Source organism: Pseudomonas taiwanensis, from assembly GCF_013393345.1.
GTDB classification, from domain to species: domain Bacteria; phylum Pseudomonadota; class Gammaproteobacteria; order Pseudomonadales; family Pseudomonadaceae; genus Metapseudomonas; species Metapseudomonas resinovorans_C.
This window is the reverse complement of sequence record NZ_QJRF01000057.1, coordinates 128,862-140,390: the sequence shown is the minus strand read 5'-3', so window position 1 is coordinate 140,390 and position 11,529 is coordinate 128,862. Positions and strand designations below refer to the sequence as shown.

Below are 11,529 nucleotides of genomic sequence, written 5' to 3'. Positions count from 1 at the left end.
CGCAAAGGCTGCGCGCGTTCGCGTTTCAGCGGCGCGAGGCGAGCAGGGCTTCCAGCTTCTCCTGGTCGCGTGCGAACAATCGGATACCTTCGGCCAGTTTCTCGGTGGCCATGGCATCTTCGTTGAGCTGCCAGCGGAAAGCCGTTTCGTCCAGCACCACGCGGGCTTCTGCGTCATTGCCCGGGGCCAGATTGCGGTCGAGCGCGCTCTGATCGTCCGCCAGCTTCTGCAGCAGTTCAGGGCTGATGGTCAGGCGGTCGCAACCTGCCAGGGCCTCGATCTGGCCCAGGTTGCGGAAGCTCGCGCCCATCACCACGGTCCGGTAGCCATTGGCCTTGAAGTAGCGGTAGATGCGCGCGACGGACTGTACGCCCGGATCCTCGTCGCCAACGTAGTCGCGGCCTTCGGCTTTCTTGTACCAGTCGTAGATGCGGCCCACGAAGGGGGAAATCAGGAACACGCCGGCATCGGCACAGGCGGCTGCCTGGGCGAAATTGAACAGCAACGTCAGGTTGGTCTGGACGCCCATGCGCTCCAGCTGTTCGGCGGCACGAATGCCTTCCCAGGTGGAAGCGATCTTGATCAGGACGCGTTCGCGCCCGATGCCGGCCTCCTCGTACAGGCCGATCAGACGCTCGGCGCGACTCAGGGTGGCATCGGTATCAAAGGAGAGGCGGGCATCCACTTCGGTGGAGATACGCCCCGGAATCACCTTGAGGATTTCCTGGCCGACGGCTACGCCAAAGCGGTCGCAAGCCAGACCCAGGTCAGCGCCGGCTGCGGCGACCGCGTTGTCGAGCAAGTCGGCGTAACGTGGCATGGCGGCGGCTTTCAGCAGCAGTGAAGGGTTCGTAGTCGCGTCGACCGGCTTCAGACGGGCGATCGCATCCAGGTCGCCGGTGTCGGCAACGACGGTGGTGTACTGCTTGAGTTGGTCCAGCTTGGAGGTCATGGCGAAACCTTGTCGTGGCGGATGGACTGACCTTACCCGAGCCGCAAGGGCTGCTCAACGGGGGTGTAAGGGCTTTTTCACAGGCTATCGGCCTGCCCATATCAACAGACTCGAAAATGGGGGCTACAGGTTCCCCACCGAAAAAGATTTCGCATTTTTATTGCGGTTTTTTCGCGCTCGTCCGTCTTGTTCTATAAGACCCCGAAGTTTTCGGGAAACAGGCCGGCAGGAGATTCGGCCAGAGGTTCTGCATTGCGCAGGCCATTAATCAACAAGGAGATACTCATGCGAGTACACACCTTGCTCCGGGCCAAGCCTATTGTCCCGCAGCACATCAACCTGAAGGTCGAGAGGATTCTCCCGAGCCTTGAACAACGCCAATTGAGGCAGATGCTGCAGCAGGCGGGGCTGAAGACCAGCATGCCGCGCCTCAAGGTGCTGGAAATCCTCTGCCAGGCGTACCTCGAAGGCAGCGACATTTCCAGTCGTGTTCTCCACGAGCGCCTGGTTGACGCGGGCGAACCGCTGTCGCTGGTCAGCGTGCGCCAGGTATTGGGAAGGATGGTGGACAGTGGCCTGGTGGCGGCCCAAGGCGGCAGCCGCTACTGCCTGGCGCCGGCCTGGGAAGCCACGATCTCGGCTCAGCGGCCGCGCAGCAGCTCGGCGGCCTGATCCAGCAGCGCCAGAGGGTCGGTGGTCTTGTGCACGTCGACCGACAGCAGCTGGCGGAAGCGCCGGGCACCGGGGAACCCCTGGCCCAGACCAAGGACATGGCGGGTGATGTGGTGCATCACGCCGCCTTCCTGGATGTGGCGCTCGATGTAGGGACGCATGGCCTCGAGAGCCTCCGCGCGGCTGATCTGTGGGGCCGCGCCGCCAAACAGTGCGGCATCTACCTCTGCGAGTACGTATGGATTGTGATAAGCCTCGCGGCCCAGCATCACGCCATCGAAGGTCTCGAGATGGCCGCGACACTCATCCAGTGTCTTGATCCCACCATTGAGGATGATTTCCAGGTCCGGGAAGTCCCGTTTCAGCTGCGCGGCCACGTCGTAGCGCAGCGGCGGGACCTCGCGGTTTTCCTTCGGTGAGAGGCCTTCCAGGATGGCAATGCGTGCATGCACGGTGAAACTGCGGCAACCGGCATCGCGCACCTGGCCGACGAAGTCGCAGAGTTCCTCGTAGCTGTCCCGCCCATTGATGCCGATCCGGTGCTTCACCGTGACCGGGATATCGACCGCATCCAGCATCGCCTTTACGCAATCGGCCACCAGCGCGGGATGCCCCATCAGGCAGGCGCCGATCATATTGTTCTGCACCCGGTCGCTGGGGCAGCCGACGTTCAGGTTCACTTCGTCATAGCCCGCCTCCTGGGCCATCTTCGCGCAGGCCGCCAGGTCCGCCGGCACGCTGCCACCCAATTGCAACGCCAGCGGATGCTCCGCCTCGTCGTGACGCAGGAAGCGCTCAGGGTCGCCATGCAACAACGCACCAGTGGTCACCATCTCGGTGTAGAGCAGGGCATGCCGGGAGAGCTGGCGCAGGAAGAAGCGACAGTGTCTATCAGTCCAGTCCATCATCGGCGCCACGGAGAAGCGGCGGGACAGAGAAGGGCGCGTGGTTGCTGGCGTAGAGGGGATTAGGGCGGTCATTCGGAAACGTCTGATTATTGCTACTTCGGGGCCGTTTTCGATTATCTCTGCAGGTCCGTTGCTACGCTGTAGCAACTCATTTGGGACGTGTAGCAAATCGATATGGGGACGATTACATCTCGCCGCCGTAAGGACGGCTCCATCGGATATACCGAGCAGATCCGGATCATGCGCGATGGCGCGAAATTGTATCAGGAAAGCCAGACCTTCGATCGCCAGTAGGCAGCCAAGGCTTGGGCGACCAAACGCGAAGCGGAACTGGGGGCGCCGGGTGCGATTGAGCGCGCCAGCCGGGATGGCGTCACGATCAAGGAGATCATCGAGCAGTATCTGGAGGAGTACGAGCGCATCCGGCCGCTCGGCAAGACCAAGCGCCAGGCACTCAAGGCCATCAGCGAAACCTGGATTGGTGAGATAGCTGACCAGGACCTGACCAGTCAGAAACTGGTGGAGTTCGCCCAGTGGCGTATGACCAAGGCAGGCGGCGGCGTGCAGGCGCAGACGGTCGGCAACGACCTGGCGCACCTGGGAGCCGTGCTCTCGGTGGCGCGCCCGGCGTGGGGCTATGAGATCGATCCGCATGCAATCGGTGACGCCCGCAAGGTATTGCGAAAGCTGGGGGCTGTCAGCCGCAGCAAGGAACGCTCACGGAGACCCGCTGCCAAGGAGCTGGACAAGCTGCTGGCGCACTTCTTTGATCTGCTGCGCTGGAAGCCCAGCGCGATCAACATGCCGAAGGTCATCGCCTTTGCCATCTTCTCGACTCGTCGTCAGGAAGAAATCACCCGCATTTGCTGGGATGATCTGGACGTGCCGGGCCAGCAGGTGCTGGTGCGGGACATGAAGAACCCGGGCCAGAAGATCGGCAACGACGTCTGGTGCCATCTGCCCGAGGAGGCAATGCGCATCATCTCGTCGATGCCCAGGACCTGCCCGGAAATCTTCCCCTATAACGGCAACTCCATCGGCACTTCATGGCGAAACGCGTGCAAGTTCCTCGAAATCGAGGACCTGCATTTCCACGACCTCCGCCACGATGGCGTCAGCCGGCTATTCGAAATGGATTGGGATATTCCGCGTGTGGCCAGCGTATCGGGCCACCGGGATTGGAACTCGCTGCGGCGCTATACGCACCTGCGAGGGAGAGGGGACCCCTATCAGGGGTGGAGTTGGCTGGAGAAGATCATTGCGGCGCCCGTTGAATTGGGCGCGCGAGTACAACGGAAAGGGGAGGACTAGCGCCTCCCCTCATCCGCTCCTCCGAAAAGGGTTCCGTCCGTGCAGCTTGTCGTTCTCGACCTTGGCCGCCTGGTGCTGGCCACCAGCACCTCGGCGAACAGGCCGAGCTGCTGGCACAGCACCACGAACTGCCGGCAGACACCGCGAATGGCTTTGCCGTTGTCCTTGCGGAAGTTGGCGATAGTCTTGAAGTCCGGCATCAGGCGTCCGGTCAGCCACATCAGTTCGACGTTGCGTTGGGCCTCGCGCTCAAGGCGGCGACTGGACTGGATGCGGTTGAGGTAGCCGTAGATGTAGATCTTCAGCAGGACGGCAGGATGGTAAGCAGGGCGACCGGTTTCGGCCGGGACCACCCCATCGAAACCCAGTCGGCCGAGGTCGAGTTCATCGACGAACACATCGACGACCCGCACCGGGTTGGTGTCCGCGACATAGTCATCCAGGCTCTCGGGCAGCAGTGTGCTTTGGCCTCGATGTTCTCCCTGGATGAAACGCTTCATGGCTAGCCCTGCTGAGTTTGACTCCCTCAAATCTCAGCAAGGTCGATGCCAATGTTTTTACACGGTCTGGGCCAAAACCGGTCGGTACGGGCTGCACCGCAGTTAGTTTTAACCAGTAGAGTCGCACTTTCCCTACAGTGCAGCGCGTAGTGATTGAGTGCCGAGCCCTCCATGGCGGCGATTCAAGCGTTGTGAGTCGCGAGTTACCAGATTTTCAGCGTGTAATCGATGTTGATTCTGGTCTCGTTGTCACTTCGGAAAGTCGAGGCTGCAGTCTGCTCATTGCGGTAGGTCGCGTGGCGTAAGCGTAGAGCGAGTCCTTTTGCAGGCCCAGACTGAATGACGTAGGCCAGTTCCAGATCCTTGGAGGACTCGGTGAGGTTGCTTCCTCCCAGTTTCGGCAAGTCGATGTTGCTGCCTCGGAGATAGCGGGCCATGCCGGTCAGGCCCGGGATTCCGACGGCAGCGAAGTCGTAGTCATAGCGGGCGACCCAGGTCCGTTCCTTGGGGTTGACGAAGTCGGCGCTCATGGTGCCGTCGCTGAGGACCGCCGGCTCGCCACCGGCGAGGTACGCCATGGCGGTATCCCCGGTCTGGTGCATGTACCCCGCACCCACGGTGTGTGCACCTAGTTGGTAACTGAACATGGCGCCGGCATTCAGGTTATCTACCTGGCCGGCCTCCGCGCGGCCGTTTTCCCGGCTGTTGAAGACCCTAATGTCGGTCTTCAGCTTCCCCGCTCCCAGCGGTACCACGTGAATGGCTCCCGCGAAGTCCTGGGTGTAGATGTCCTTCAGTTCCGCATGGTAGTAGCGCAATGTCAGGGCATCGGACCAGCGATAGTCGCCACCCGCGAAGTCGAATCGCTCGGAGTTGGCCCCCGCCTTGAACCGCTCATTGGGAGAGGCCAGGGATATAGGTTGATAGTTGGTGGAGTCACGCAGGTTTACGCGGTCCATTCGCCCGACGTGCAGGCTCAGGCGATCTATGTCCTCGGATAGACCATACGCACCTCGATAGGACTGGGGTAGCAGTCGAGCTGGACTCGCCGTGATGACCGGCAGGGCAGGGAAGTGGGTGCCCACCGATAGCCGCGTCTTCGATACCTTTGCCTTCAGCGTTGCCCCGAGCTCCGAGTAGTCATCCTTAGCCTCGCGGGTCTGTGGGTCGAGGGGCAGTAGTTGGGTGCCGGCACGGTCCGGTGAGGAGTCCAGCTTGATTCCCAGCATACCGGTGAGGTCGAGGCCGAAGCCCACGGTGCCATCGGTAAAGCCGGAGTTGGCCCGCAGGATGAACCCTTGGGCCCACTCACGAGCTGCCGGATAAGGGGTGGCCCCCTTGTAGTCCCGATCCAGATAGTAGTTTCGGGAGGTGAGGGTGACGCTGCCGTCGTCCAGGAAATCCGCGAGGGCGTTGGTCGAGGCGAAAGCTACCGCTACGCCCAGAGCGTTCAGCCCCAGGCGTTTGGATGGATTGTGCATTGATCTGTCCTGTTCTTGTTGTAGTCAGATGTCGACTCAGGCGCTGGCTGCGGAGCTCAACTGGAGGGGGCTACGCGGCTTCAGTAGCCAGATGGCCAACGCTGCCAGGACGAACGACAGCGCAAACAGGAAGTACAGGTCGGCGGGTTGCCACTGGGCATCAATCAAGCGACCGGCCACCAGCGGCGAAAGGATGGCGCCGATGCGGCCTATGCCAATTCCCCAGCCGAGGCCCGTGACCCGCTGCGCCGCGTCATAGATGGAGGGAGTAAGTGCGTAGAGGCCGGCGACGCATCCGTTGACGAACACCCCAATCAGCAGCACTACGGCAAATGCCAGATTGAGTTTGTGGGTGAATTGCACAAAGACGGCCAGCAGAACCGCGTTCACTAGCAGGTAGATCATGAGCACTCGCGGAAGGCGGAAGCGTGCGGCCAGGAGACCCACCAGGGCTGTTCCGAAGATGCCACCGACGTTGAGTAGTACGCCGCCCGTAATGCCCTGTTGGTTCGATAGACCCGCAGACACCAACAGCCGGGGTGTCCAGCTCATCACGAAGTAGAAGCCGAACATCACCAGGAAAAACGCAGTCCAGATTAGAAGCGTAGAGCGCAGTAACTGAGGTGAGAACAGCTCGGCAAAGCTTTCCTTCAAGGATTTGCGCGAGGCCTTCTGGGTAGCCGGCAGTTGCGCTACGGAAGGCAGTCCCACCCGCTTTAGCAACTGGTTAATGCGTTCCAATGCACCCTGTGGCTGGCGCGACACCAGGAAGGCCAGGGACTCCGGCAGCCACAGCGCGAGCAACGGGAGGGTCAGGAGCGTCACGATACCGCCGTAGAAGAAGACCGAACGCCAGCCCAGCGTGGGGATGATTTGCGCGGCAATGATGCCGCCCACGGTCGCGCCCAGGGCATAGGCGGTGGATTGCAGGCTGATGGCGAGGCCCCGCCATTTGCTGTTGGCGTACTCGCCGGCGATGACGTAACTGCTAGCCAGGATTCCACCGATGCCGAGGCCGGTGATCAGGCGCAAGGCCGCCAGCATCTCCGGCGAGGTTGCCCGGGACGACGCCAGCATGCCCAGTCCGGCAACGCTCACGCACGCCAGGATCAGCGGGCGGCGGCCAAAGCGGTCGGCCCAAGGCGCGATGAACAGTGAACCGATCGCCATGCCCACGAGTCCCGCACTCAGCAGATAGCCGAGCTGGGTGCCGCTCAGGCCCCAGTCGGCGCCCACCGATGCGGCAGTGAAGGCCATCACCAGCACGTCGAAGCCGTCGAGCATGTTTATCAGGAAGCAGAGCGCAATGACGCCCCATTGAAACCCGGCCATGGGTTTTTCATCCATCTGTTGCCCAATCGTCTGGCTCATGTGATCAGGCTCCCTGGTACTGGAGGGGAAGGGGATTCAAACGATGGGCAGCCGAAACCGCCCCACAACGGAGGGAGAGCAGGATGTACATGTCGATACCTTCTTGTTGTTGTCAGTCGTGCATGCAAGGGGACTCGGACCTGGCCGCAGGTCCGAGGGATGGGCCGGTTCGGGGCGGGTGACCTGCCCGAATCGGCCCGGTTCAGCGATCAGGCCGCGCTGAAGGTCTTGTGCGGGTCGATGACGAATTTCTTCGGTACGCCGGCATCGAACTCGCCGTAGCCACGCGGTGCGTCGTCCAGGCTGATGACCTGCACACCTACCACGTCGGCGATGTTGATTCGGTCCCACATGATTGCTTGCATGAGCGCGCGGTTGTACTTCATCACCGGGGTCTGGCCGGTGTGGAAGCTGTGGGATTTCGCCCAGCCGAGGCCGAAGCGAATGCTCAGGGCGCCGATCTTGGCGGCTGCATCCACCGCACCCGGATCTTCGGTCACGTAGAGGCCGGGGATACCGATCTTGCCGGCCACGCGGGTGACCTGCATCAGCGAGTTGAGCACGGTAGCCGGGGCTTCGTGCTTGGCGCCTTCATGGCCGTGGCCGCGAGCTTCGAAGCCCACCGCATCCACTGCGCAATCCACTTCCGGCTCGCCCAGCAGCGCGGCGATCTGCTCGTGCAGCGGGGTGTCCAGCGACAGGTCGGCGATCTCGAAGCCTTGTGCCTTGGCGTGGGCCAGGCGGGCGGGGTTGAGGTCGCCGACGATCACCACCGCGGCGCCCAGCAGGCGAGCGGAGGCGGCAGCGGCCAGACCCACAGGGCCGGCGCCGGCAACGTACACGGTGCTGCCCGGACCAACGCCAGCGGTGACCGCGCCGTGGTAGCCGGTGGGCAGGATGTCAGAGAGGCAGGTCAGGTCACGGATCTTCTCCATGGCCTTGTCGCGCTCCGGCAGCTTGAGCAGGTTGAAGTCAGCGTAAGGAACGAGCACGTACTCGGCCTGGCCACTGGTCCAGTCGCCCATGTCGACATAGCCGTAGGCGCCGCCGGCACGGGCCGGGTTGACGGTCAGGCACACGCCGGTGTGCATTTCCTTGCAGGAACGGCAGCGGCCGCAGGCCACGTTGAACGGTACGGATACCAGGTCGCCGATCTGCAGGTTCTCCACGTCGCTACCCTTCTCGATCACCTCGCCGGTGATCTCGTGGCCGAGCACCAGGCCGACCTGGGCGGTGGTACGGCCGCGCACCATGTGCTGGTCCGAGCCGCAGATATTGGTGGAGACGACTTTGAGGATGACCCCGTGTTCGATCTTCTTGCCGCGAGGGTCCTGCATTTTGGGGTAGTCGATCTTCTGGACTTCGACTTTGCCCGCACCGAGATAAACGACACCACGATTACCAGACATGAGACCTCCTTGAATGCGCATGGGATTTGCGCGAATCGGGAAAAAAGGGGCGGGCGCCCATCCAGCCGGGAACACCCGCCGTGCACTCAACGGGTGGAGTGGCGAAGCTGTTCGATGATTCGCCGCGCGCGGTTGGCGCCTGCGTCGACGTGGATGTCGAGCATGGGGCGGCCGCCGAAGCGGCACATGTTCCGGTACTGCGCCTCGACCACGATCTTGTCTTCGTCGAAGGTCAGGATGGTTTGCTCGATGACCTTGGCCTTGACCGCCTCCGGGTCGCTCTTCGGGTTGGTGGCCATGGTCCAGAAGTAGTGGCTGGTGGACTCCGTCTCCGGGGTCACGCCATGGAAACCACGCATGTGAAACCCGCCGCGATCCGGGTCGTCCAGGGCGTCGGTGCGCACATCCACGGCACCGGTCCAGATGCGCAGGTGGCTGACGTGGAATTCGATCTCCTGCCACCGATCCACATTGCCCTTGAAGGGGTAGGCGGCGGTGTAGGTGGGGGGCGGCACCGAGTCCGGCATGTGACGAACGACGCGGACTACATCGCCGACCTCTTCCACTTTCATTTGCGCGTTCATGTGGATGCTCGCGTTGCCACCGATGGTGTGCAGATGGACATAGCCCAGGTGGCTGAGGTCCATCAGGTTGTCATGGATGAGCTGGTAAGGGGCGTCGTAGTGGTAGACGTCGCCATCGAACAGGTACTTGCCGCTGCTGTGGACGTCATAGACCGGAGGCTCGCAGGTGGGCTGCGGATGGGCCTCGCTACCGAACCAGATCCACACGATCTGGTCCTGCTCACGAACGTGGTAGGCCGGTACCTTGGCCTTGCTGGGGAGCTTGTCCTGGCCCGGGATTTCCAGGCATTTGCCCTCGGCGTTGAATAGCAGTCCGTGGTAACCGCAGCGCACGCCACGTTCTTCCAGGGTGCCATTGGACAGGGGCAGTGCGCGGTGACAGCAGCGGTCTTCCAGTGCCGCGACCTGGCCATCGGCGGTGCGGAACAGCACCACCGGCCTGTTCAACAAGGTCCGGCCAATGGGTTTGTCCTTCAGTTCCCAGCCCAGTGCCGCCACGTACCACTGGTCCAGCGGGAAGCTGGGTACGGACGGGGCAGCATCGTGGGCAAGCGATTCAGCAGTGGATGCACTCATGGTGATCTCCATGGTTCACGGTTGTTGTTCTGGATAGGGGTTCAGAGGTCGAGGACCAGGCGCGGCGACTTCGCCCGCGAGCAGCACGGTGTGAACTGGTCGTTGCACGCGTGCTCGGCCGCCGTCATGAACTGGTCGCGGTGATCCGGGACGCCTTGCAGGACGCGGGTGATGCAGGAACCGCAGATGCCCTGTTCGCAGGAGGTCTCGATCGCGATCCCGGCCGCGTCCAGTACCTCGAACACGCTGCGGTCAGCGGGTATGTGGAAGACCTGGCCACTGCTGGCCAACTCGACCTCGAAGGGGGCATCCGTGCCAGGTTGGGTGGGCGTCGCCGCGAAGAATTCGCGGTGCACCTGGGCCTCAGGCCAGCCGGCTTTTTCCGCGGCGCCCAGGATGTAGCCCATGAACCCGCCCGGGCCGCAGACATAGAGGTGGCTGCCGGCATCCGGATTTGCCAGAAGCGCGGCGGCGTCCAACTTCTGCGCCTGGGCGCCGCTGTCGTCATGCAGGTGCACGCGTCCGGCAAAGGGCGAGTACCGGAGCTGCTTGATGAACGCTGCGCGCTCCTGCGAGCGGAAGCAGTAATGCAGCTCGAAATCCGCCCCCCGGTGGGACAGCTCGCAGGCCATCGCCAGGATCGGCGTGATGCCGATGCCTCCGGCGAACAGCAGGTGCCGGGTGCCCTGGTGATCCAGGGCGAAGAGGTTGCGGGGCTCGCTGATCTCGAGCAGTTGTCCTTGTACCACCCGCTCGTGCATCGCCCGGGAGCCGCCGCGCGAGGCAGGGTCGTCGAGGACGCCGATCAGGTAGCGATGGCGTTCCTCCGGATGATTGCAAAGGGAGTACTGGCGGGTGAATCCGACGCCGATGTGGACATCGATATGGGCGCCGGCCTCGAACGGTGGAAGTTCACCACCATCGGCGGCGCAAAGCTCGAAGCTGCAGATACCTTCGGCTTCTTGGGTTTTTCGGGTTACACGAACCTGGAGCATGACGCGGCCCTCCACACTGAAGTGGTGTTTGCAAAAAGTGGAATTTGAGAACCCGGTGTGGGTGCTGGCTCAGTCCGAGGACGAGACGGGGAGGGCGCTGCGGCGGGAGTGCAGGGAGGGGTAGGCGTAATCGAGGTGGTTCATGGCAAGGACCTGATAATTATTTTTGTGTGGTTCCGCGGCGGCATATCATGCGGACGAATGCCCGCGCCGCTTCGATGGAGGTAATCCTCGGAGTAATTGGTTGCGGTGTCAACCAATTTGATCATGCACCTCGTCAGTAAGGCGCTTCGTCCATGCACACCGATTCTCAGCTGAACCTTGCCCGCTACGTTCCCGCACTGCTCACCTTCCTTGCCAACAAGCTCGCCACCGGGGCCTCGCAGTGCTATCGCAAGCACTTCGGGATCGGCGTCGTGGAGTGGCGGATGCTGTCCATGCTGGCGGTGGAGGACGGCATCACGGCCAATCGCATCTGCCAGGTGATCGGCCTGGACAAGAGCGCCGTCAGCCGATCGCTGCAAGCGCTGGAAGCGGCCGGGCATGTCAGCAGCCAGGTGGATCCGCAGGACGCCCGGCGCAATACCGTGAGCCTCACCGCCAGCGGGCGGGAACTGCATGATCGGGTGCTGAAGGTGGCGCTCGAGCGCGAGCGCCGGTTGCTCGGTGATCTCAGCCCGGAAGAGGTGGACACCCTGATCGAGCTGCTGGGACGCCTGCACGGCCAGGTAGCCCATGTGAACGAGTACGACCCCCAGGACGACTGAGCG

The 11,529-nt window shown here is 62.6% G+C and carries 9 protein-coding genes and 2 pseudogenes; 3 read left to right on the top strand and 8 right to left on the bottom strand.

Features of this window, described 5'->3' with window-relative positions; genetic code table 11:
• Window positions 1–25: 25 nt before the first annotated feature.
• Complete coding sequence (gene tal, locus DM872_RS12955; RefSeq protein ID WP_179059878.1) at window positions 26–952, bottom strand: transaldolase; 927 nt, start codon at window positions 950–952, stop codon at window positions 26–28.
• Window positions 953–1,237: 285 nt separating this feature from the next.
• Here tal and DM872_RS12950 point away from each other — a divergent pair, with 285 nt between their 5' ends.
• The gene (locus tag DM872_RS12950; protein WP_179059877.1) at window positions 1,238–1,624 is read left to right on the top strand and encodes a hypothetical protein; all 387 of its coding nucleotides are present in this window, start codon (window positions 1,238–1,240) and stop codon (window positions 1,622–1,624) included.
• Here DM872_RS12950 and dusA read toward each other — a convergent pair.
• A complete protein-coding gene (dusA, locus tag DM872_RS12945) occupies window positions 1,594–2,604 on the bottom strand; it encodes a tRNA dihydrouridine(20/20a) synthase DusA (RefSeq protein WP_179059876.1) in 1,011 nt (336 codons plus the stop codon). The two genes, DM872_RS12950 and dusA, sit on opposite strands and share 31 nt — an antisense overlap.
• Window positions 2,605–2,706: 102 nt before the next feature.
• Here dusA and DM872_RS12940 point away from each other — a divergent pair.
• Window positions 2,707–3,843 (top strand): annotated as a pseudogene (locus DM872_RS12940) (tyrosine-type recombinase/integrase).
• 77 nt (window positions 3,844–3,920) lie between these two features.
• Here the strand turns inward: DM872_RS12940 and DM872_RS12935 are convergent.
• The 6 genes and pseudogenes from DM872_RS12935 to DM872_RS12910 all read right to left on the bottom strand — a co-directional run.
• A pseudogene (locus tag DM872_RS12935) lies at window positions 3,921–4,343 on the bottom strand (transposase); the annotation flags it as partial.
• Window positions 4,344–4,546: 203 nt separating this feature from the next.
• On the bottom strand, window positions 4,547–5,824 hold the full coding sequence (locus DM872_RS12930; protein WP_179059875.1) for an OprD family porin: 1,278 nt from the start codon (window positions 5,822–5,824) through the stop codon (window positions 4,547–4,549).
• A gap of 36 nt (window positions 5,825–5,860) precedes the next feature.
• Entirely contained in the window at window positions 5,861–7,195 is a 1,335-nt protein-coding gene (locus DM872_RS12925; RefSeq protein WP_179059874.1) for an MFS transporter, read from the bottom strand.
• A gap of 209 nt (window positions 7,196–7,404) precedes the next feature.
• Window positions 7,405–8,604: a formaldehyde dehydrogenase, glutathione-independent gene (gene fdhA, locus DM872_RS12920; RefSeq protein WP_179059873.1), complete on the bottom strand. Its 1,200-nt coding sequence runs from the start codon at window positions 8,602–8,604 to the stop codon at window positions 7,405–7,407.
• Window positions 8,605–8,690: 86 nt separating this feature from the next.
• Window positions 8,691–9,764 (bottom strand): aromatic ring-hydroxylating dioxygenase subunit alpha, encoded by a 1,074-nt coding sequence (locus DM872_RS12915; protein WP_179059872.1) that lies wholly within the window; start codon window positions 9,762–9,764, stop codon window positions 8,691–8,693.
• Window positions 9,765–9,805: 41 nt separating this feature from the next.
• Window positions 9,806–10,759, bottom strand: a complete 954-nt coding sequence (locus DM872_RS12910; RefSeq protein WP_179059871.1) for a PDR/VanB family oxidoreductase — start codon at window positions 10,757–10,759, stop codon at window positions 9,806–9,808.
• A gap of 296 nt (window positions 10,760–11,055) precedes the next feature.
• Here DM872_RS12910 and DM872_RS12905 point away from each other — a divergent pair, with 296 nt between their 5' ends.
• Window positions 11,056–11,526: a MarR family winged helix-turn-helix transcriptional regulator gene (locus DM872_RS12905; RefSeq protein ID WP_179059870.1), complete on the top strand. Its 471-nt coding sequence runs from the start codon at window positions 11,056–11,058 to the stop codon at window positions 11,524–11,526.
• The last annotated feature ends 3 nt before the right edge of the window (window positions 11,527–11,529 follow it).

Coding starts and splice junctions, on each gene's coding strand:
- DM872_RS12930 (WP_179059875.1), bottom strand. CDS start 5,824: ATGCACAATCCATCCAAACGCCTGGGGCTGAACGCTCTGGGCGTAGCG.
- fdhA (WP_179059873.1), bottom strand. CDS start 8,604: ATGTCTGGTAATCGTGGTGTCGTTTATCTCGGTGCGGGCAAAGTCGAA.
- tal (WP_179059878.1), bottom strand. CDS start 952: ATGACCTCCAAGCTGGACCAACTCAAGCAGTACACCACCGTCGTTGCC.
- DM872_RS12915 (WP_179059872.1), bottom strand. CDS start 9,764: ATGAGTGCATCCACTGCTGAATCGCTTGCCCACGATGCTGCCCCGTCC.
- DM872_RS12925 (WP_179059874.1), bottom strand. CDS start 7,195: ATGAGCCAGACGATTGGGCAACAGATGGATGAAAAACCCATGGCCGGG.
- DM872_RS12950 (WP_179059877.1), top strand. CDS start 1,238: ATGCGAGTACACACCTTGCTCCGGGCCAAGCCTATTGTCCCGCAGCAC.
- dusA (WP_179059876.1), bottom strand. CDS start 2,604: ATGACCGCCCTAATCCCCTCTACGCCAGCAACCACGCGCCCTTCTCTG.
- DM872_RS12910 (WP_179059871.1), bottom strand. CDS start 10,759: ATGCTCCAGGTTCGTGTAACCCGAAAAACCCAAGAAGCCGAAGGTATC.
- DM872_RS12905 (WP_179059870.1), top strand. CDS start 11,056: ATGCACACCGATTCTCAGCTGAACCTTGCCCGCTACGTTCCCGCACTG.